15 protein-coding genes are annotated in these 20,848 nt (G+C 72.7%); 8 read left to right on the top strand and 7 right to left on the bottom strand.

Annotated features, from left to right (window positions below; all coding sequences use genetic code 11):
* The first annotated feature begins 57 nt into the window (after window positions 1–57).
* From BAY60_RS32525 to thrS, 3 genes are all read left to right on the top strand, one after another.
* On the top strand, window positions 58–3,966 hold the full coding sequence (locus BAY60_RS32525) for a Pls/PosA family non-ribosomal peptide synthetase (RefSeq protein ID WP_425466497.1): 3,909 nt from the start codon (window positions 58–60) through the stop codon (window positions 3,964–3,966).
* Window positions 3,963–5,273, top strand: coding sequence for a M1 family metallopeptidase (locus BAY60_RS32520; RefSeq protein WP_112285214.1), 1,311 nt, complete (start codon window positions 3,963–3,965; stop codon window positions 5,271–5,273). The genes BAY60_RS32525 and BAY60_RS32520 overlap by 4 nt, the downstream gene beginning before the upstream one ends.
* A gap of 168 nt (window positions 5,274–5,441) precedes the next feature.
* Window positions 5,442–6,680, top strand: a complete 1,239-nt coding sequence (gene thrS, locus BAY60_RS32515; protein ID WP_112285213.1) for a threonine--tRNA ligase — start codon at window positions 5,442–5,444, stop codon at window positions 6,678–6,680.
* Here thrS and BAY60_RS32510 read toward each other — a convergent pair.
* Window positions 6,667–8,025: an APC family permease gene (locus BAY60_RS32510; RefSeq protein WP_112285212.1), complete on the bottom strand. Its 1,359-nt coding sequence runs from the start codon at window positions 8,023–8,025 to the stop codon at window positions 6,667–6,669. The genes thrS and BAY60_RS32510 overlap by 14 nt on opposite strands.
* 42 nt (window positions 8,026–8,067) lie before the next feature.
* Window positions 8,068–8,961, bottom strand: coding sequence for a carbon-nitrogen hydrolase family protein (locus BAY60_RS32505; RefSeq protein ID WP_245992907.1), 894 nt, complete (start codon window positions 8,959–8,961; stop codon window positions 8,068–8,070).
* A gap of 83 nt (window positions 8,962–9,044) precedes the next feature.
* Between BAY60_RS32505 and BAY60_RS32500 the strand changes: the two genes are divergently transcribed.
* Complete coding sequence (locus BAY60_RS32500; RefSeq protein ID WP_112285211.1) at window positions 9,045–9,818, top strand: FadR/GntR family transcriptional regulator; 774 nt, start codon at window positions 9,045–9,047, stop codon at window positions 9,816–9,818.
* Here BAY60_RS32500 and BAY60_RS32495 read toward each other — a convergent pair.
* Together BAY60_RS32495 and BAY60_RS32490 are read right to left on the bottom strand one after the other, a co-directional pair.
* Complete coding sequence (locus BAY60_RS32495; protein WP_112285210.1) at window positions 9,805–10,425, bottom strand: TetR/AcrR family transcriptional regulator; 621 nt, start codon at window positions 10,423–10,425, stop codon at window positions 9,805–9,807. The two genes, BAY60_RS32500 and BAY60_RS32495, sit on opposite strands and share 14 nt — an antisense overlap.
* A gap of 56 nt (window positions 10,426–10,481) precedes the next feature.
* The gene (locus BAY60_RS32490; protein WP_112285209.1) at window positions 10,482–11,798 is read right to left on the bottom strand and encodes an ROK family protein; all 1,317 of its coding nucleotides are present in this window, start codon (window positions 11,796–11,798) and stop codon (window positions 10,482–10,484) included.
* A gap of 124 nt (window positions 11,799–11,922) precedes the next feature.
* Between BAY60_RS32490 and BAY60_RS32485 the strand changes: the two genes are divergently transcribed.
* The 3 genes from BAY60_RS32485 (at window position 11,923) to BAY60_RS32475 (ending at window position 16,096) form a co-directional block, all read left to right on the top strand.
* Window positions 11,923–12,840 carry a proteasome assembly chaperone family protein gene (locus BAY60_RS32485; RefSeq protein WP_112285608.1) on the top strand — a complete coding sequence of 306 codons (918 nt, stop codon included), beginning with the start codon at window positions 11,923–11,925 and terminating at the stop codon, window positions 12,838–12,840.
* A gap of 144 nt (window positions 12,841–12,984) precedes the next feature.
* Window positions 12,985–13,386 (top strand): VOC family protein, encoded by a 402-nt coding sequence (locus tag BAY60_RS32480; RefSeq protein ID WP_112285208.1) that lies wholly within the window; start codon window positions 12,985–12,987, stop codon window positions 13,384–13,386.
* A 232-nt stretch (window positions 13,387–13,618) separates the two neighbouring features.
* Window positions 13,619–16,096, top strand: coding sequence for an alkaline phosphatase D family protein (locus BAY60_RS32475; RefSeq protein WP_425466511.1), 2,478 nt, complete (start codon window positions 13,619–13,621; stop codon window positions 16,094–16,096).
* A 98-nt stretch (window positions 16,097–16,194) separates the two neighbouring features.
* Here BAY60_RS32475 and BAY60_RS32470 read toward each other — a convergent pair whose 3' ends face one another.
* On the bottom strand, window positions 16,195–16,905 hold the full coding sequence (locus BAY60_RS32470; protein WP_112285206.1) for a polyamine aminopropyltransferase: 711 nt from the start codon (window positions 16,903–16,905) through the stop codon (window positions 16,195–16,197).
* A gap of 77 nt (window positions 16,906–16,982) precedes the next feature.
* Between BAY60_RS32470 and BAY60_RS32465 the strand changes: the two genes are divergently transcribed.
* The gene (locus tag BAY60_RS32465; protein WP_112285205.1) at window positions 16,983–17,621 is read left to right on the top strand and encodes an antibiotic biosynthesis monooxygenase; all 639 of its coding nucleotides are present in this window, start codon (window positions 16,983–16,985) and stop codon (window positions 17,619–17,621) included.
* A 45-nt stretch (window positions 17,622–17,666) separates the two neighbouring features.
* Here the strand turns inward: BAY60_RS32465 and BAY60_RS32460 are convergent, their stop codons facing one another.
* Window positions 17,667–19,172, bottom strand: a complete 1,506-nt coding sequence (locus BAY60_RS32460; protein WP_112285204.1) for a SulP family inorganic anion transporter — start codon at window positions 19,170–19,172, stop codon at window positions 17,667–17,669.
* 171 nt (window positions 19,173–19,343) lie between these two features.
* Window positions 19,344–20,744, bottom strand: coding sequence for an MFS transporter (locus tag BAY60_RS32455; RefSeq protein ID WP_211330537.1), 1,401 nt, complete (start codon window positions 20,742–20,744; stop codon window positions 19,344–19,346).
* Between the last annotated feature and the right edge of the window lie 104 nt (window positions 20,745–20,848).

Below are 20,848 nucleotides of genomic sequence, written 5' to 3'. Positions count from 1 at the left end.
CGACCGGTAACCGGGCGACTCATGGGGAGCAGGCCCGATGAGTCCCTGCGAGGGTTCGTGACGCTTGCCATCGACCGGCCGTCCTCCGCCGCGCCCGCCACGCCCGCCACGCCCACTGTCGCCGCCGACCGCGCGCTGTTCTGGACCGGGCTGGCGCCCAGCCAGCGCACGCTGCTGGACATCTTCGCCGCCACGGCGGCCCGCCATCCGAACGCGGCGGCCATCGACGACGGCACGGCGGTGCTCACCTATCGGGGTCTCGCGGCCGAGGTCGAGGCCGTGCGCGAGCGGCTCGCCGCCCACGGTGTCGGCGCGGGCGACCGGGTGGGCGTGCGCATCGCGTCGGGAACCGCGGAGCTGTACGTCGCGATCCTCGCCGTGCTGGCACTCGGCGCGGCCTACGTTCCCGTCGACGCCGACGACCCCGAGGAGCGCGCCGAGCTCGTCTTCGGCGAGGCAGGCGTGTGCGCCGTGCTCGGCGACGCCGGGGCGCTCACCGTGCGTGGCGTGCCCGGAGGGCGCCGGGGCAGGCCAGCGCCCGGCGACGACGCCTGGATCATCTTCACCTCGGGCTCCACCGGCACGCCCAAGGGCGTCGCCGTCAGCCACGCGGCCGCTGCCGCCTTCGTCGACGCCGAGGCCGGGCTCTTCCTCGCCGACGAGCCCCTCGGACCCGGCGACCGGGTGCTCGCCGGGCTGTCGGTGGCCTTCGACGCCTCCTGCGAGGAGATGTGGCTGGCCTGGCGGCACGGCGCGTGCCTGGTGCCCGCGCCCCGCTCACTGGTGCGCACCGGCGTGGACCTCGGCCCGTGGCTGGTGGCCCAGCGCATCACCATCGTCTCGACCGTGCCGACGCTGGCGGCGCTGTGGCCCTCCGAGGCGCTCGAGGACGTCCGCCTGCTGATCTTCGGCGGCGAGGCGTGCCCGCCGGAACTCGCCGACCGCGTCGCCGTCGAGGGCCGCGAGGTCTGGAACACCTACGGGCCCACCGAGACCACCGTCGTCGCCTGCGCGGCGCAGCTCACCGGCGAGGGCCCGGTGCGCATCGGGCTGCCGTTGCGCGGCTGGCAGCTCGCCGTGGTCGACGAGGCGGGCGAGCCGGTGCCGATGGGCTCCGCGGGCGAGCTGGTGATCGGCGGCGTGGGTCTCGCGCGCTACCTCGACCCGGGCAAGGACGCCGAGAAGTTCGCGCCGCTGCCCGCGCTGGGCTGGCGGCGTGCGTACCGCAGCGGCGACCTGGTGCGTGCCGAGCCGGAGGGCCTGGTGTTCCTCGGCCGTGCCGACGAGCAGGTGAAGCTGGGCGGCAGGCGCATCGAACTGGGGGAGGTCGACGCCGCGCTGCAGGCACTGCCCGGCGTCGCGGGCGCCGCCGCGGCCGTGCGCACCACGGCGGCGGGCAACCAGGTGCTCGTCGGCTACGTGCTGCCGCACGCGAGTGACGGCTTCGACCAGGACGGCGCGGTGGCGCTGCTGCGCGAGCGGCTGCCTGCGGCGCTCGTACCGCTGCTGGCTGTGGTGGACGCGCTGCCGACCCGCACGTCCGGCAAGGTCGACCGCGCCGCCCTGCCGTGGCCACTGGCCACTGTGGACAGCGGCGCGACCGGGCTGACCCCCACCGAGACCTGGCTCGCCGAGGGCTGGGCCGACCTGCTCGGCGTCCGGGTCAGCGACCCGCGTGCCGACTTCTTCGGCCACGGCGGCGGCAGCCTCACCGCCGCCCAGCTGGTCGCGCGCCTCCGCACCCGGCACCCGCAGGTGTCGGTGACCGACGTCTACACCCATCCGCGGCTCGGCGAGCTGGCGGACCTGCTCGACGCGCTCGACGGCGGGCAGTCCCGGCGGCCCGACGTCCGCCCCACCCGGCTGCGCACCGGCCTCGCACAGACTGTGCTCCTGGTGCCCCTGCTGACCCTCGCCGGGTTGCGCTGGACCACGATCGCCATGGCCTGCTCCACCGTGCTCGCCGGGTGGGCGGGCCTGGACTGGCTGCCCGTCGCACCCTGGTGGGCGCTGGTGGCGGCGTGGCTCGTGCTGTTCAGCCCGCCGGGCCGGATCGCGGTGTCGGCGATCGGCGCCCGGCTGCTGCTGCGTGGCGTGCGGGCCGGCGACTACCCGCGCGGCGGGCGGGTGCACCTGCGGCTGTGGGCGGCGCAGCAACTGGCGGAGATCAGCGGAGCGACGAGCGTCGCGGGCGCCTCCTGGATGACGCACTATGCGCGGGCGCTCGGCGCGAAGGTCGGCGCCGACGTCGACCTGCACTCGCCCCCTCCGGTGACCGGGCTGCTCAAGCTCGGCAGGGGCGCGGCCGTCGAGCCGGAGGCCGACCTTTCCGGCTACTGGGTCGAGGGCGATGTCGTGCACATCGGCAAGATCCGGATCGGGGCGGGCGCCCGCATCGGCGCGCGAAGCACCCTGTTCCCCGGTGCGCGCGTCGGCAAGGGCGCGGAGATCGCCGCGGGCTCCACCGTGCGGGGCGCGGTGCCCGCGGGGCAGCGCTGGGCAGGCTCACCGGCACGCCGGGAACCGCGGGCGAGCCTGCGCTGGCCGTCGAGCCGGGCGGGGCGCTCGCGCGGCTGGGCCGTGGCCTACGCCTGCGCCTCGTTCGTCCTCGGCCTGCTTCCGGCGCTGGCGGCCCTGCCCGCGCTCGCGGTCCTCGGCACCGCCGTCGCCGGGGCCGCCGGACCCGGCGCGGCGCTCGGCGGCGCGCTCGTCGCCGTGCCGCCTGCGACGCTGGCCTACCTCGGTGGCTACGCACTGCTGGTGCTCGCGGGCGTGCGCCTGCTCGGCATCGGCCTGCGCGAGGGGTACCACCCGGTGCACAGCAGGCTCGCCTGGCAGGTGTGGGCGACCGAACGCCTGATGGATGCCGCCCGGGCCGGCCTGTTCCCGCTGTACGCCAGCCTGTTCACCCCGGTGTGGCTGCGGATGCTCGGCGCGCGGGTGGGCCGTGGCGCCGAGGTGTCCACGGTGCTCGCGCTGCCGAAGATGACCAAGATCGACAGTGGCGCGTTCCTCGCCGACGACACGATGGTGGCCACCTACGAGCTGGGTCACGGCTGGCTGCACGTGGCGCCCGCGCGCATCGGCAAGCAGGCCTTCCTCGGCAACTCGGGGATGACCGCGCCGGGACGCTCGGTGCCCAAACGCGGTCTGGTGGGCGTGCTGTCGTCCACACCGGCCAAGGCGAAGAAGGGCTCGTCGTGGCTGGGCATGCCGCCGATGCCGCTGCGCCGCGCCGCCGGGACCGCGGACTCCAGCCGCACGTTCGACCCGCCCCGCAGGCTGCGGCTCGCCCGCGCGCTGGTGGAGCTGTGCCGTGTCGTGCCGGTGATGTGCTCGGTGGCGCTGTGCGTGCTCCTCGTCGCCGCGCTGCTGGCAGTGCACGCCGCGCTCGGCCTGTGGGCGGCCGCGCTGCTGTCCGGGGTCGTGCTGCTGGCCGCTGGTGCGCTCGCCGCCGCGACCGCGACCGTCGCCAAATGGACGCTGGCCGGCCGGTTCCGCGCGGTGGAGCATCCACTGTGGAGCTCGTTCGTGTGGCGCGCCGAGCTGGCCGACACGTTCGTCGAGGTGCTCGCCGTGCCCTGGTTCGTCGGCTCGATCGGCGGCACGCCACTGCTGCCTGCCTGGCTGCGCACGATGGGTGTGCGCGTCGGCCGCGGCACCTGGCTGGAGACGTACTGGCTGCCCGAGGCCGACCTGGTCCGCATCGGCGACGGCGCCACCGTCAACCGGGGTTGCGTCGTGCAGACCCACCTGTTCCATGATCGGATCATGAGCATGGACACCGTTGAGCTGGCAGCGGGCGCCACGCTCGGCCCGCACGGCATCGTGCTGCCCGGCGCGAGCATCGGCGCCCGCACCACCGTCGGCCCGGGGTCGCTGGTGACCAGGGGCGACGCCGTGCCACCCGACTCCCGGTGGCTGGGCAACGCCATCGCCGCCTGGCCCCCGGAGCACGCGCGGTGACGGAGGCGCCTGCCCCCGGGGCGGACGTCTCGGGCGACTCGTACCTGCCCGCGCACGGCAACGGCGGCTACCGCGTCCGGCACTACGACCTCGACCTGGAGTACCGCCTCGTCGCCAACCGGCTCGCGGGCACGGCGCGCGTCACCGCGGTGGCCTCCCACGCGCTGTCCAGGTTCAGCCTCGACCTCGCCGGGTTCAAGGTGAACCGGGTGCTGGTGGACGGCAGGCCCGCGAAGTACACCCGGGCACGGCACAAGCTGCACATCCGGCCCGAGCGCCGGATCGAGGCCGGAGCCGGATTCGTCACCGAGATCCGCTACGCGGGCAATCCGCGCCCGCTCGGCTCGCCGCACTGGGGCGACGTCGGCTGGGACGAGCTCACCGACGGCGCGCTCGTGGCGAGCCAGCCGATCGGTGCGCCGACATGGTTCCCGTGCAACGACCATCCCGCCGACAAGGCCTCGTACCGGCTCGCGCTCACGACGTCCTCGGCGTACACGGTGCGGGCGACCGGCACGCTGGTCTCCCGCAGCAGGGCCGCGAGTACCACCACCTGGGTCTACGAACGGGCGGAACCCACCGCGAGCTACCTGATGAGCGTGCAGATCGGGCGCTACACCGACCTCGCGCTGTCCGAACGCCAGCTGGTGGCCGCACCGGCGCGGCTCGTCCCCGCGGCGCGGGCCGACTTCGCCCGGCAGCCGGAGATGGAGCGGGTGTTCGAGCGCTGGTTCGGGCCGTACCCGTTCGGCGAGTACACGGTCGTGGTCACCGACGACGAGCTGGACGACCCGATCGAGGCGCAGGGCATGGCGGTGTTCGGCGCCAACCACGTCGACGGCAGGCGCACCCACGAGCGGCTGGTGGCGCACGAGCTGGCCCACCAGTGGTTCGGCAACAGCCTCACCGTCGCCGACTGGCGGCACATCTGGCTCAACGAAGGCTTCGCCACCTACGCCGAATGGCTGTGGTCGGAGACCTCCGGCGGCCCGGCTGCGGCCGAGCACGCCCGGCGCTGGCGCCGGACGCTCGCGGCGAAGCCCGACGACCTGCGGCTGGCCGATCCCGGCGTGGCGCGGATGTTCGACGAGCGCGTGTACAAGGCGGGCGCGCTGACCCTGCATGCCCTGCGCGGCGAGCTGGGCGACGAGGCGTTCACCGCGCTGCTGCACGACTGGACGGGCAGGTACCGGCACGCCACGGTGACCACCGAGGCGTTCACCACGCTCGCGGCGCGGCACGCGGGCCGCCCGCTCGACGGGTTCTTCGCCGCCTGGCTGCAGAGCACAAATCCGCCCGCGTCGTAGCACGGGCTCTGCTACGGTGTCCGGCATGCAGCGCGCCATCCGCACGACCACGCCGGAGAGTGTCCCGGCGCGCTGACCCATGTCCACAGTCGACTGGAGCCCGGGGCGGGTGGCCCCGGGCTCCAGTCGTGTGGTCACCCGTCTCGGTCCACGAGAGGGGAGACCACCATGCCCGATCACCGCAGCCTCGGCAGGGAACTGGACCTGTTCGGCACCGACGCCCTCATCGGCGCCGGGCTGCCCTACTGGCTGCCCGCCGGCGCGATCGTGCGGCACACGCTGGAGGAGTACGTCCGCGACCTCGAGCGGGAGGCCGGTTATCAGCACGTCTACTCGCCGGTGCTGGCGAAACGGCAGCTCTACGAGCAGTCCGGGCACTGGGCACACTACCGCGACGACATGTACCCGCCCATGGACGTCGGTGGCGAGCAGCTCGTGCTGCGGCCCAGCCTGTGCCCGCACCACGCGCTGATCTACCGGCACACCGCCCGCAGCCACCGTGAGCTGCCGCTGCGGATCGCCGAGCTGGGTGCGATGTACCGCGCGGAGCTGTCCGGGGTGCTGGGCGGGCTGCACCGCGTGCGGGCCATCCAGCTCAACGACGCGCACGTGTTCTGCGCCCCGGAGCAGGTCGCCGCCGAGGCACGGGCAGCGCTGGAGCTGATCGGGCAGGCCTACCGTGCGCTGGGCCTGCGGCCCGCCCGGTACCGGCTGTCCCTTCCCGGGCCCGGCGGGAAGTACGCGGGCGGGCCGGACGTCTGGCGACACTCGGCCGCCGTGCTGGTCGAGGCCCTCGACGACGCCGGGGTCGGCTACGAGGCCGCCGAGGGGGAGGCCGCGTTCTACGGTCCCAAGATCGACGTGCAGCTGAGCGACGCGGCGGGCAGGGAGAGCACCCTGTCCACCGTGCAGGTCGACTTCTACCAGCCGGAGCGGTTCGGGCTGCGCTACGTCGGCGCTGACGGGGCGCCGTACCGGCCGGTGATGGTGCACCGCAGCGTGCTCGGCAGCATCGAGCGGGCGGTCGCGCACCTGCTCGAGCAGCACGGCGCGGCGCTGCCCCCGTGGCTGTCGCCGGTGCAGGTGGCGGTGTTGCCGGTGAGCGACGAGCACTCGGGGCCTGCCGCCGCGTTCGGGCACCGGTGTGCCCGCAGCGGGCTGCGTGTGGAGCAGGCGGGCCCGGAGCGCGGGAGCCTCGGTGCCCGGATCCGGGCCGCGCGGCACGTGCCCTACCAGGTGGTGCTCGGCGGCAGGGAGGCAGCGGACGGCAGGGTGTCGCTGCGCCTGCGCGACGGGCGGCGCGTCGGCGCCCTGCCCGAGGCCGAGGCCGTGTCGCGCATGGCCGCGCGGATCGCGGCCCGCGACGTCGCGTTGTGGGAGCCGGAGCAGGAGGTCAGTGTCCGCTGACCGCCTGCTCCGGGTGCTCGGCGCGCTCCAGCTCCGGCGGCGGCACGCGGAACAGCCGGGTCAGGTAGGCGAGGTAGGCAACGCCCGCGGCCAGCCAGATCACGCCGAGCACCAGGGCGGCGGAGTCGAGGTTGACCAGCAGCCATGCGTCGATCCCCGCGCCGATGGCGGGCACGACGACGTAGGGCACGAGCCGGGGCCGCCTTCCCGCGGCGCGTTCGCGCAGGAACAGCGCGAGCACGCTCAGGTTCACGGCGGTGAAGGCCACGAAGGCACCGAAGTTGATGAACGACGTCGACGTGGACACGTCGAGCACCAGTGCCACGAGGCCGACGCCGCCGGTGAGCGCGATGTTGAACGCGGGCGTGCCGAACCTGGCGTGCAGGAAGCCGAACACCCTCCGCGGCAGCACGGCGTCGCGGCCCATCGCGAACAGCAGGCGCGACGCGCTCGCCTGCGCGGCGAGCCCGGACGCGAACTGCGCGACCACCAGCCCGGCGAGGAACACCGAGGCGAACACGTTCCCGGCGATGGTGGTGGCGACGTCGAAGGCCGCCGAGTCGGGGCTGGCGAAGGTGCCGGGATGCACCAGTTGCGTGGTGTAGGCGACCACCACGAAGATCCCGCCGCCGATGAGCGCGATGAGCAGGATCGCCCTCGGCATGGTGCGCCGGGGGTCCACCGTCTCCTCGGTGAGCGTGGTGACCGCGTCGAAGCCGAGGAACGAGTACGCGGCCAGCGCCGCGCCCGCGGAGACGCCGCCCCAGGTGGTGCTGTCGTTGACGAACGGCGTGACACTGAACCACGCGCCCGCGCCGTCGGCGGCCAGCAGGTGCCGCAGCGACAGCGCCACGAAGATCGCGACCACCAGCAGCTGGAAGGCCATCAGCAGGTAGTTGGCCTTGTCGGCGACCTTGATGCCGAGCAGGTTCAGGCAGCTGGTGGCGCCCACGAAGGCCACGATCCACACCCAGAACGGCACCGAGGGGAACTGCGCCTGCAGGTAGGTGCCCCCGATGAGCCAGATGACCATCGGCAGGAAGAAGTAGTCGAGCAGCACCGCCCAGCCGACCAGGAACCCGGCGCGGGAGTCGATGGTGCGGCGCACGTAGGTGTAGGCCGACCCGGCCACCGGGTAGGCGCGGGCCATCGTGCCGTAGCTGTAGGCGGTGAACAGCATCGCCGCGAGCGCGAGCACGTAGGCCGACGGGCTGGCTCCGCTGGTGAGATCGGAGACGATGCCGAAGGTGCCGAGCACGATCAGCGGTGTCAGGTAGGCGAGTCCGAAGAGGACGACGGAGCCGAGCCGCAGCGTGCGGCGCAGGCCGGGGGTGGCGTCGGACATGGATGCTCCTGGTGGCGGTGGAGGACGAGGTCGGCCTGCGGTTCAGCGCGGCGGGTCCGGGGTGGCCGGGCGCCAGCGGCGGGGATCGATGCGGCCCTGATAGAGCGGTAGCTCCAGCGGCGCGTCGGCGTCGGTGAACTGCTCCCACATGCGGTTGAGCCCGGCCGTGCCGGACCGGCGGGTGCGGGTGACGGCGCCGAGGTCCAGCACGTCGGTGAGCACGGCCGGGTCCGGGCCCGGGGTCTCGGCGCGCACGTGGCCCTCCGGGTCGACGACGAGGCTGTGCCCGGTGCCGACCGGCCCCGCGGCGTTGACGCTCAGCACGAACACCTGGTTGGCGATGGCGCTGGCGCGGGCGAGCACGATCTCCTGCGGCCGGTCTCGGGTGGTGGTCTGCACGGGGTTGACGATCACCTCGGCGCCCAGCCACGCCAGGTGCCGGGCCGTCTCCGGGAACCAGGCGTCGTAGCAGATGGAGAACCCCAGGCGGCCGACACCGGGCGCGTCGAAGACGACGAACTCCTCGCCGGGGTCGTAGGGCTCGTAGGGGCGCCAGGGGAACACCTTGCGGTAGGAGGCGGCCAGTGTGCCCTCGGGGGAGAAGGCCAGCGCCGTGTTGTACAGCCTGCCGCCCTCGTCCCGCTCGCACACGGTGCCCGGCAGCAGCCAGATGCCGAGGTCGCCCGCAAGTTCGGCCAGCAGCCGCACGCGCGGCCCGGTCAGCGGCTCGGCGGCGGCGCGCAGCCGCGCGTCCCGTTCCGCCCTGCTGCCCGTGACGCCGCACAGGTGCAGTTCGGGGTAGGCGACGAGTGCGGCGCGGGGCAGCCGGGCGGCGACGGCCTCGACGTCGGCGGCGAAGTCGCGTGGCGGCGCCGTCGCGGGCAGCGGCGCCGCCTGCACCAGCGCCACCGGCAGCGGGCGGGACTCGGAAGACACCCGGAGAAAATAAATCAAGTTGAGCAGTTAAACAAGAGTGCTCATCCTGAACAGTTTTCGCCGGAGGTGGCTAGCATGGGGCCATGCCGGGCCACTCCGACGTCCCCTCCAGCCAGCCGACCGTGCCCCCGGCCAGGCTCACCGCGCCGGAGCTGTCTGGGATTCGCAGGCTGTCGGCTCTGGAGACCGTGCGGGCGCGCATCGCGCTCGCCGTCGAACTGGGCCTGCTCCGGCCGGGGGAGTGGCTGCCCCCGAGCGACCGGATCGCCGCCGCGCTCGAGGTGTCGGAGATGACCGCGCGGCGGGCGCTGGTGTCGCTGGTCGGCGACGGCGTACTGGAGCGCATCAGGGGCCGGGGAGGTGGCACCCGCGTCGCGGCGCGACCGGCTCGCGCCGCCGTGACCTCCACGGCCGCCTACCGCTCGGCGGCGGGCGAGGTGCGCATGCTGATCGACCGCAGGCTCGTGCTGGAGTGCGGCGTGACCCACCTGGCCGCCGCTCACGCCGACGACGCCGACCTCGACCGGCTCGGCGCGCTGGTGGAGGCCATGGACGAGGCCACCAGCTGGGCGGAGTTCCACGGCCACGACGAGCGGTTTCACCTCACGCTGGCCGAGGCCAGCGGCGTCGGGGCAGCCGTCGAGCAGTACGGGCAGGCGCTGCGTGAGCTGTACCGGTTCTACCTGCCCTATCCGATGGAGTACCTGCGAGAGTCCAATGAGGAGCATCGCGGGCTGGTGGCGGCGTTGCGCGATCGTGACGCCGGCACCGCCGCGGGCATCGCCGAGCGCCACGTCGCCGTGCTGCACGAGACCATGTTCATCGGCCTGCCACCCGACGCGGTCAGGGACCGGTGAGCGCGGCCGTGGCCACCCGCACGATCTCGGCCACCACCTCGTCGACCGGGATGCGGTGCTCGCAGTTCGCCCAGTGGTAGACGAGTTCGTTGACGGCGCCGATCAGCGCCACGGCGCTGAGGTGGAAGTTGCGCGACATGGCCTCGCCGCGCTCGACGGCCCGCCTTGCCTCGGCCTCCAGGAACCGCACCCAGCGATCACGCCACGCGAGACGGTGCCGCTCCACGGCCTCGCTCACCCCGACTATCTCCACAGAGGACAGTCGAGCCCAGCGTGGGTCCTGTGCGGTGGCGGTGATGTAGGCCCACACGGCCAGTTCGACGCGGCGCGCCAGCGGCTCGCCCGCCGCCGACGCGAACGCGTCGGCCACCCTGCGCAGTGCCCGCTCGTGCACCTCGTCGTACAGGGCCGTCAGCAGCGCCTCACGGCTGGGGAACTCCTCGTAGAAGTTGCGCGTGGACACCCCGGCGACGGCGCAGAGCTTCTCGATCGAGGTGGCCGCGTAGCCCGCCGTGCCGAACTGCTCCAACCCGGCATCGAGCAGCCGCCGCCTGCGTTCGGCGCGGCGGTCGGCGGTCGAACGGCCACCGTAGACGCGGTCGGGCACGACTCCAGGCTAGCGCCTGCCCGGCGACCCGGCAGGCGATCGCGTCGCCGGGCTGCTCAGAGCAACGGCGTGCGCAGCGGCACGTCCACCAGGTCCGGATCGCCCGCGGGGGAACCCCGGTCCACCCAGTGCGCGAGCCGTTCGGGCGCGAACACCTCATCGATCACCATGAACGCCGCGCCGACGAGCCCCGCGCGGTCGGACAGAGCCGAGCGCGCGATGCGCAACTCGCGGGTCGCCAGCGGCAGCGACCGGCGGTAGACCGACTCCCGCACGGCCGCGAGCAGCAGATCGCCCGCGGCGGCGACACCGCCGCCGATGATGACCAACGCGGGATTGTAGAAGCTCACCAGCGTCGCCAGCAGGCTGCCGATGAGCCGCCCGGCCCTGGTCAGCAGCTCCACCGACGTCCGGTCGCCGCTCTGCGCCGCGCGGGAGACGTCCCCCGCGGTGACCGTTCCCGTCTCGGCCAGCACTCCGGCCAGGAACTCGCTGCGGCCCTCGCGTGCGGCCGCCAGACCGTCCCTGGCGAGCGCCGCGCCGCCCGCGTAGGCCTCGAGACAGCCGGTGTTGCCGCATCGGCACACCACGTTCTCCTCGTCCGCCACGGCGGCGTGCCCGATGTCGCCCGCACAGCCCTGGCTGCCGCGGTGCAGGCGCCCGCCCGACACCAGCCCGGCGCCGATGCCGGTGCCGATCTTGACGTAGAGGATGTCGCTCTGGCCCTTGGCCGAGCCCGCGCGCAGCTCGCCGAGCGCCATCGTGTTGACCTCGTTGTCGACCCACACCGGCGCGGAGAACCGCGCGGTGAGGCGATCGCGCACCGGATAGCCGTCCCACCCCGGCATGATCGGCGGCGCGCTCGGCCGTCCGGTGGCGAACTCGACGGGGCCGGGCAGTCCGATGCCGACACCCCAGACTGTCGCCTCCGCATCGCCGCCGGTGGCACGCACCTCGGCCAGCAGCTCGTCGAACAGCTGCTCGACGCGGTCGAGCACCGGCTCCGGTCCCAGTGCGATGTCGGCGAGCTCCTCGCGCTCGGCGAGCACCGTGCCTGCCAGGTCGGTCACGCCGACGCCGATGCTGGTGGCACCCAGCTCCGCCGCGAGGATGACACCGGCGCCCGCGCGGAAGCGCAGCTCCCGGGGCGCGCGGCCACCACTGGACGGGCCGAGCGCGCCCTCCTCGAGCAGGCCGCACTCCGTCAGCTGGTTGACTCGCTGCGTCACCACCGTCCGGCCGAGACCGGAACGGCGGCCGAGCTCGGGCCGGGTTCTGGCCGCGCCCGTGCGCACGAGGTCGAGCACGGTCGCCAGGCTGTCGACGTAGTCCGGGGTGAGCGCTTGCACCTGAACATCTTCCACTACGCGCATCGGTGCTCACAGACCGACACGGCCGCTTTCTTGCCTGCGAACCGCGCCGATGTGATGGGATGGACCGAGGGGCCGTGCGCGTTGGTACCGGCTGTGGAGACAGTGGATGTGAGGGAGGTTCGTGGTGGTGTCGGATCCTGAGGAGCTGTACGAACTGGATTCCGACGTCCCGGTGCTCGAGGGAGCGGTGCTGCTGTACCACTTCGACGGGTTCATCGACGCGGGTTCCGCGGGCGGCTCCGTGGTGGAGCTGCTGAGCGACGAGCTCGACGGTCCCGTCGTCGCGCGGTTCGACGTGGACCGGCTCGTCGACTATCGGTCGCGGCGGCCGATGATGACCTACTCGGGTGACCACTGGTCCGACTACCACGCACCGGAGCTGGTGGTGCGGCTGCTGCACGATGCCGACGGCACACCGTTCCTGCTCCTCACCGGACCGGAGCCGGATCGCGAGTGGGAGGCCTTCGCCGCTGCCGTGCGGGCGCTCGTGGAGCGGTGGCAGGTGCGCCTTGCCGTCAATTTCCACGGCATCCCGATGGGCGTCCCGCACACCCGGCCGCTCGGTGTCACCGCACACGCGACGCGGGCCGACCTCGTGGCCGGCTACCGCCCGTTGTTCAACGACGTGCAGATCCCCGGCAGCGCGGCTGCTCTGCTGGAGCTGAGGCTGGGCGAGGCAGGCCACGACGCGCTCGGCTTCGCCGCGCACGTGCCGCACTATCTCGCGCAGACCACCTACCCGGCGGCGGGGCTGACGCTGCTCGACGCCATCGCACGGGCGACCGGGCTCGCGCTGCCCTCCGACACGCTGCGCGAGGCTGCCGAGCGCACCGATGTGGAGGTGGACCGCCAGGTGAGCGAGTCGGCGGAGGTCGCCGAGGTCGTGCAGGCCCTGGAGCGGCAGTACGACGCGTTCACGACCGCGCGGCCGGAGGACAACCTGCTCGCCGACGACGGCCACGTGCCCACGGCCGACGAGCTGGCCAGCCAGTTCGAGAAGTTTCTCGCCGAACAGGGGCGCAACGACTCCACCGACACCTGACGACTGCGGTTCCGGCCTGCTCGGGCTCGTGACCGGGAAGAGCTGCGCCGAGCAACCGGCAGTAGCGGTTGTCTTGACAGCACAAGTTGTCGGCACGAGGGTGGGTGCCGTCCACATCCGATTCGTCGAAGGGACTGACCCGCCATGGCCGATCTCGTGCCGTTCCTGATGTTCCAGAAGGGCGAGGCCGCTGAGGCGATGTCGTTCTACGTCTCCCTGTTCCCGGGCGACGCGGTGCTCACCGACCAGCGCTACGGGGCCGAGGGGCCCGGGCCCGAAGGCACCGTCGTGATGGCCGAGTTCACCGTCGCGGGGCAGCGGGTCCGTTGCAGCGACAGCTGGGTGACCCACGAGTTCGACTTCACGCCGTCGGTCTCACTGTTCGTCACCTGCGACTCGAAGGAGCAGCTGGCCCGGGTCTACGACCTGCTGCTGGAGGATCGCGAGGCGCTGATGCCGCTCGACGACTACGGGTTCGGCCCGTTCGGCTGGGTCAACGACCGCTACGGCGTCTCCTGGCAGCTGAGCGCCCCGGCAGCGACCTGAGCCGCCTCCGTGGCAGGCGCCCGCGCACAAGGTTCATTCCACAGTGGCTTCTGTGACATCTGGCAGTCGTCTGTCCCGGGCAGGGTCGTTCGCCGACAGCATCGGCGAACGTCAGGCGAGGAGGCCCCCGATGTCCGGAGGCGGCACAGCACACGGAAGACGGTTCGATCGGCGGCGGTTCCTGGAGCTCAGCGGCGTGAGCACCACCGCGGTGCTGCTGGGCACCGGAGCCATGCACAGTGGCACGGCGCGGGCGCTGCCACCCGCACTGGGCGATCCGTTCACCCTGGGAGTCGCCTCCGGCGACCCCCTGCCCGATGGCGTTGTGCTGTGGACGAGGCTGGCTCCCGATCCGCTGGCCGCCGACGGCAGGGGCGGCATGCCCGCCGAGCCGTTCGGGGTGCGCTACGAGGTCGCCGAGGACGAGCGGTTCACCCGCATCGTCCGCCGCGGGGCCGTGGAGGCGACGCCTGAGCTCGGCCACAGTGTGCATCCGGAGATCACCGGGCTGCGGCCGGGCCGGGACTACTTCTATCGCTTCCGCGCGGGCACGGCGGTCAGCCCGGTCGGCAGGACCAGGACCGCGCCCGCGCCCGGGACGGCCGTGGAGAAGCTGACGTTCGGCCTCGCCTCCTGCCAGGCGTGGACGGGCGGCCGGTACGCGGCCTACCGCGCCATGGCCGCCGACGACCTCGACTTCGTGGTGCACGTCGGCGACTACATCTACGAGGGTGGCAGCACCCGGACCCTGGCCGACTTCCGGGTGCTGCACGCCCGGTACAAGACCTCGCCGGACCTGCGGGCCGCCCACGCGGCGTTTCCCTTCGTCACCACCTTCGACGACCACGAGGTGGACAACAACTGGGCGGGCGACATCCCGCAGGACTCCACCCCGGACTTCCGCGCGCTGAGGGCCAACGCCTTCCAGGCCTACTACGAGCACCTGCCTCTGCGCGTCGCGGCCAGGCCGTCGGGCCCCGACATGACGCTGTACCGGTCACTGACGTTCGGCGAGCTGCTCTCACTGGTGGTGCTGGACACGCGCCAGCACCGGACCGACCAGGCCGACGGCCGCTTCATCGCACCCCGCGACCCGGACGCGCTCGACCCGGAGCGGACGATGACGGGGGACGAGCAGGAACGCTGGCTGTTCGACGTGCTCGCCGGCTCGCGGGCGCGGTGGAACGTCATCGCGCAGCAGACCATCATGGCCTTCTTCGACTACGACACCGGCGAGGGCGTGAGCATCAACCACGACCAGTGGGACGGCTACGCGGCCGCCCGGGACCGGCTGTTCGCCTTCCTCGCCGAGCAGCGACCGTCCAATGTGGTCGTCGTATCGGGCGACTGGCACTCGTCGTGGGTCAACGACCTCAAGGCCGACTTCGCCGACCCCGGCTCGGAGACGCTGGCGACGGAGTTCGTCGGCACGTCGATCAGCTCCGGCTGCGGCTGGCGCGACGACGTCGCCGCGGCGCTGGGGGCGAACCCGCACGTGCGGTTCTTCGACGGCGACCACCGCGGCTACGCCCGCTGCACGGTGACCCCGTCGCAGTGGCGCACCGACATCCAGGTCGTCAACGACCCCGCCGCCGCGGCAGGGCCCGCCTTCACGCTGGCGTCGTTCGTCGTCGCCGACGGCGTCGCGGGGGCACGCCGGGTCGACGACGCAGGCGACGGCGTCAGCGGCACGGTCACCGACGCCACGGACGGCACGCCGCTGGCGGGCGTCGCCGTGCTGGCGAGGGCGGCCGACGGAACCGTCGCGAGCACCGGCAGCACCGACGCCGACGGCGAGTACCGGCTGCTGGTCACCGCGGGCACCTACGACGTCGTCGCCACCGCGGGCTGCTACCAGACCGCCACGCGCACCGTCACGCTCACCGAGGACCGCCTCGTCCGGGTCGACGTCGCCCTGCCCCGGGTCACGGGCGCGGTCGCGGGTACCGGCAAGCGGCTGGCCGGTGCCCGCGTCGAGGCCGGCGAGTCGGACGTGATCCTGGAGAACGCGGCACTGGCGATGGCCGTCGCCGCCGTGACCGAGGACGGCCAGCTGCTCGGCACCACGCGCGGGAAGGTGCTCGACATGGCCGTGCGCGGGCGGACCGACCAGCTCGACTGGATCAACCTGACCTACGCCTCGGCCGCGCGGCCGCAGGGCACCGAGGCGTGGCAGCAGGCGACCGTGCGCTACGAGCGGGTCGAGGTGACCGAGGCCGGGCCCGCGCGCGCCGTGGTGCGGGCGACGGGCGCGTCGACCGACTTCCCCGCGCTGGCCGTCGAGACGACCTACACGATCGAGCCGGACGTCTCCTGGGTCGCCGCCGAGTCGCTGTTCCGCAACACGGGCTCCGCACCGGTCGCGCCCTGGATCGGCGACGCCATCGACCACGACGGGGCGGGGCAGTGCACCGGGATCCCGGGCCACGGGACCATCACGACGCCCTACGGCAGCCCCCGGGAGTACTCGCCCTCGGAGCCCTGGATCGGCATGACCGGAACGGACCCGCAGACCTACGGCCTCCTCTACGACGCGAACCCGGCGGGCCTGCTGGCCGCCGCGACAGGCAACTGGGTGATGAGCATGCTCGCCGTGGAGATCGCGCCGGCCGAGCAGTTCCGGCTCCGCCGGCGGATCGTCGCGGTGGACAGCGGCGGCGCGGCCGACCCGTTCGCCGTGCTGGCGCAGCTGTACCGCGCGGGGCGCTGACGCAGAGACCGTCAGCGGGACGCGCGAGCATCTGTCCCTTGTGGACCTTGCCGGATTCCCCGCAGTCCGGCGAACGGGCCGGACGGGTGACCGCGCGTTCAGCGGGCGAGGTAGATGGTGCTGGTGGCCGCTCGTTGCTGCAGGGGGTTGTCGAAGGTGACGACCTCGGCGTCGACCCGGGTGAAGTGTCGTTCCAGGAGTGTGGTGAACGGCTGGTCGGGTGGGTCGTTGGACCAGAGGGCGAACACGCCGCCGGGGCGTAGCCGGGTGCGGAGTGCGCCCAGGCCGCCGGGTTGGTAGAAGGCGGCGTGGCTGGGGTGCAGCAGGTGCTGTGGTGAATGGTCGATGTCCACGACGACGGCGTCGAATCGGCGGCCGGGACGGTGCGGGTCGAGGCCGGCTTCGGAGGTCACCATGCCGAAGAAGTCGCCGTGGAGCAACCGGCATCGCGGGTCGGAGGTGAGGGCGGCGCCGACGGGGATGAGCCCGCGCTCGTGCCATTCGATGACCTCGGCGAGGGCGTCGATGACGATCAGCGAGCGTACCCGGGTGTCCTCGAGAACGGCCTGCGCGGTGTAGCCGAGCCCGAGTCCCCCGATGGCGACGTCGAGGTCGCCGCCGGTGAGGTGCGCGAGGGCCCGTCGGCCGAGTTCGGTCTCCGAGACGGTGAACAGGCTGGACATGAGGAACTCGTCGTTCAGTTTGATCTCGTAGACATCCTTGTCCACCGTGGGGTCCCGGCGTCGGCGCAGCGACAGCTCGCCCATCGGCGTCGAGCGCCAGTCGAGCTCCTGGAATCGTGCGGCCACGTGCTCACCTCGTCCTGTGTGCTGTGCGGTGGATAATCGGTTGCCCGCGCTGCCGCCTGCTGCCACCGTGTCCAGTCATGCGCTCGACGGTGTCGGCTCAGCTGCCCGACGTGACCAGGCCCGACGTCGGTTCGGTCGTGATCGGCTCGGTCCATGCCGGCTCGGCTGACCGGCAGCGAGAGCTCGCCGAGGCGACTCTAGCCGAGTGGACCCGCGCGGCATGGCCCGACGGGCTGCTGTCGCTGAGCTGCTTTCTCAGTGGTGACGACGAGACGATACTGCTCTACACGCAGTGGGCTGACGGCGACGCGCACTGCCGATGGGCCGCGGAGGCATCGGCGCCCGCGGCCGGCGTCGACCTCCGGCGGGGCGTGCGCTATCGGCTGGACCGCAGCATCGGCACCGGTGGGGAGTCACCCGGCTGTGTCATCACCGCGACGTTCGATGTGGACGGTCCGGAGCGGCAGCGGCACCTCACCGATGCGCTGATCGCGTGTTCGGCTCGCATCGGTCCGCTGCCGGGTGCGGTGGCGGCGCACTTCCACCACAGCGTCGATGGCTCCCGCGTGCTCAACTATGCCGAGTGGACAGATCTGGCCGCCCACGATGCGGCCGCGGACGGGGCCGACCTCGACGAGCTGTATCGCATCAGCACCGAGACCCCGGGAGTGCGGCCGACCCGCGGCCGCAGGTACCGCCTCCACGCCCGGCTTTGACACGCAGAGAACCGACTGCCCGAACGGCAACGGGGACGGCCCCGCTCAGTGGGCGCTGGTGAGGTTGCCGGCGAGGGTGGCGTGGCGTTGTTCGCTGTCGGGGTTCATGCCGGTGATGGTCACGGTGGTGCCGCGGGCCTCGTACTTGGTGGTGATGGCGTCGAGAGAGGCGACGGTGGAGGCGTCCCAGATGTGGGCGTCGGAGAGGTCGATGACGACGTTCGGGGGGTCGCCCGCGTAGTCGAACTGGAAGACGAGGTCGTTGCTGGAGGCGAAGAACAGCTGGCCGGTGACGTGGTAGATCCTGGTGGTGCCGTCGGGGTCGAGGACGCTGTCGACGCTGACCAGGTGGGCGACGCGGCGCGCGAAGAGCACCATGGCGACGAGCACGCCGGCGATGACGCCAATGGCGAGGTTGTGGGTGGCCACGGTGACGGCCACGGTGGCCAGCATCACGGTGGTCTCGCTCTTGGGCATCCGCAGCAGGGTCTTCGGATGGATGCTGTGCCAGTCGAAGGTGCCGACCGCCACCATGATCATGACGCCGACGAGCGCGGCCATGGGGATCAGGGCGACGATCTCGCCGAGGGCGACGACGAGGACGAGCAGGAACACGCCGGCGAGGAACGTGGAGGCGCGGGTGCGGGCCCCGGACTTCACGTTGATCATGGTCTGGCCGATCATGGCGCAGCCGCCCATGCCACCGAGGAATCCGGTGACGATGTTGGCGATGCCCTGCCCCCGGGATTCGCGGGTCTTGTCGGAGTGGGTGTCGGTGAGGTCGTCGACGAGCTTGGCCGTCATCAGCGACTCCATCAGCCCGACCAGCGCCATGGCGAGCGCGAAGGGGGCGATGATCGTCAGCGTCTCGAACGTCAGCGGCACCGCGGGTATCCCCAGCACGGGCAGGCTGTCCGGCAGCTCGCCCTCGTCGCCGACGGTGGGCACGGCGACTCCCGCCGCGACGGTGAAGGTGGTGAGCGCGACGATGGCCACCAGCGGTGCGGGAACGGCCTTGGTCAGCTTGGGCAGGCCGATCATGACGAGCAGTCCGACGCCGAGCAGCGGGTAGACCGGCCAGGGCACGTCGATGAGGTAGGGCAGCTGCGCGAGGAAGATGAGGATCGCCAATGCGTTGACGAAGCCGACCATCACGCTGCGGGGCAGGAAGCGCATGAGCCGGGCCACTCCGGCCACCGCGAGCAGCACCTGGATCAGGCCGCCGAGGACGACGGCGGCGAGCAGGTACTCCACACCGTGGCCACGCACGAGTGGCGCGAGGACGAGGGCGATCGCGCCGGTCGCGGCGGAGATCATCGCGGGGCGGCCGCCGGTGAACGCGATCGTCACCGCCATGGTGAACGAGGCGAACAGGCCAAGCCGGGGATCCACTCCGGCGATGATGGAGAACGACACCGCTTCGGGGATCAAGGCGAGTGCGACCACGAGGCCGGACAGCGCCTCGGTGCGCAACACACGCGGGGAGAGCCAGGCGGGGCGACGGAGCCGGACACGCCGGCTCCGCGGACGCGAGACAGCAGGAAGCGACATCAGCTTCTTTCGGGAGTCGGGAAAGACGAGGACAGCCGGGAGCCGCTCCAGCGGGGCTCGCACCGTGCCCGTCAACCATACCCTTACGCGAGGGTAGTGTCGCCGGAGGTGTGATCCTGATCCGACGTGATCGCCGGGTGCGCACGTGCCGCGCCGGATGTGCGGGTGTCGTCAGTGAACCTTCTCTGCGGCCGGCGCGTTCTCGCGGCCGGGCACACGGCCTTTCCCGGCGGGCAGCGCGAAGGCCAGCGCCGCGACGACGACCAGGGCCGCGGCGATGGCGAGGAAGGCGCGGCCGTAGCTCGTCGCGAGGCCGGCTCGCGTCGCTGCCGTGGTTGTGGTTGTCGTGGTGGTGACGAGGACGGCGAGTCCGAGTGCGGCGCCGAACTGCTTGGTGGTGTTCATCAACCCGGAGGCGGCACCCGCGTCGGCCGTGGCGAGGCCGCTGGTGACGGTCGTCGTGATGGGCGTGGTGAGCAGCCCGCTGCCGAGTGAGAACACGAGTGCCGGGCCGAGGATGCCGGCGACGTACCCGCTGCCGGGGGTGAGCGTGCTCTGCCAGGCGAAGCCCGCCGCGGCGATGACCGCACCGGTCGCGACGAGCGTGCGGGCCTGGACGCGGCGCATCAGCCACGGTGTCAGCCGGACCCCGACGACGATCGCGACAACCGTGTGCGGCAGGAAGGCGAGGCCGGTCAGCAGCGGGCTGTAGTTCAGCACACGCTGCATGCTCAACGTCAGGAAGAACCACATGGGATTCAGGCACGCGCCGGCGAGCAGCATCGCCGTGTTGCCGACGGAGACCGTGCGCAGCCGGAACAGCCTCAGCGGGAGCAGCGGTTCCGTGGCGACCCGTGTCTCGACGACGACGAACGCGACGAGCAGCAGGGCACCGGCGGTCAGCCCGAGCACGGGTCGCGGTGCGCCCCAGCCGTGCTCCTGCGCCCGCGACACGCCGTAGGTGAGTGCCGCGAGGCCGGTCGTCGCGAGCACGGCGCCACCGACGTCCAGGCGCCGTCGTCCGGCGGGGTTGCCGTCGCGAATCCACCGCACGCTCAGCACCATGCCCAGCGCGCCGAGCGGCACGTTGATCAGCAGGGTCCAGCGCCAGGACAGGACCTCGGTGAGCAGCCCTCCGGCGAGGTTGCCCGCGGCGCCGCCCGCCAGCCCGGCCGCGGTCCAGGTCGCCAGCGCGCGGGTACGCCGGGTGCCCTCGGGAAAGGACGTCGTGAGAATCGTCAAGGTGGCCGGGGCCAGCACGGCCGCACCGAGGCCCTGCGCGGCGCGCGCCGCGACCAGAATCTCGGCCGAGGTCGCGAGCCCGCCCGCGAGACTCGCGACCGTGAACAGTGCGAGACCGGCGAGGAAGACCCGCCTGTGGCCGAGCAGGTCGGCGAGCCTGCCTCCGAGCAGAAGGAAACCCGCGTAGGGCAAGGCATAGGCGTTCACCACCCATTGCAGACGTGCGGGTGTGAAGCCGAGTCCGTGCTCGATCGAGGGGAGCGCGACGTTCACGACCGAGATGTCGAGCACGACCATGAACTGCGCCCCGCAGACAAGTCCAAGCAGCACGGCCTCACCCCCTGTCGACCCTCCGAGTTTATGATACAGGCGTATCATAAACTCGGGTCTGGACCAGGTGGGGCCACGGCGCGATGGCCGCGTGCCGTCCGCGC

It is taken from the genome of Prauserella muralis (assembly GCF_003202285.1).
In the GTDB taxonomy this organism is placed as follows: Bacteria; Actinomycetota; Actinomycetes; order Mycobacteriales; family Pseudonocardiaceae; genus Prauserella_B; species Prauserella_B muralis.
This window is presented reverse-complemented; position numbering and strand designations above follow the sequence as displayed.

Bases quoted from the DNA above. Each gene is read 5' to 3' on its own strand.
- BAY60_RS32465 (WP_112285205.1), top strand. From the start codon at position 16,983: ATGCGCTCGACGGTGTCGGCTCAGCTGCCCGACGTGACCAGGCCCGAC.
- BAY60_RS32480 (WP_112285208.1), top strand. From the start codon at position 12,985: ATGGCCGATCTCGTGCCGTTCCTGATGTTCCAGAAGGGCGAGGCCGCT.
- BAY60_RS32490 (WP_112285209.1), bottom strand. From the start codon at position 11,798: ATGCGCGTAGTGGAAGATGTTCAGGTGCAAGCGCTCACCCCGGACTAC.
- BAY60_RS32510 (WP_112285212.1), bottom strand. From the start codon at position 8,025: ATGTCCGACGCCACCCCCGGCCTGCGCCGCACGCTGCGGCTCGGCTCC.
- thrS (WP_112285213.1), top strand. From the start codon at position 5,442: ATGCCCGATCACCGCAGCCTCGGCAGGGAACTGGACCTGTTCGGCACC.
- BAY60_RS32460 (WP_112285204.1), bottom strand. From the start codon at position 19,172: ATGTCGCTTCCTGCTGTCTCGCGTCCGCGGAGCCGGCGTGTCCGGCTC.
- BAY60_RS32500 (WP_112285211.1), top strand. From the start codon at position 9,045: ATGCCGGGCCACTCCGACGTCCCCTCCAGCCAGCCGACCGTGCCCCCG.
- BAY60_RS32475 (WP_425466511.1), top strand. From the start codon at position 13,619: ATGCACAGTGGCACGGCGCGGGCGCTGCCACCCGCACTGGGCGATCCG.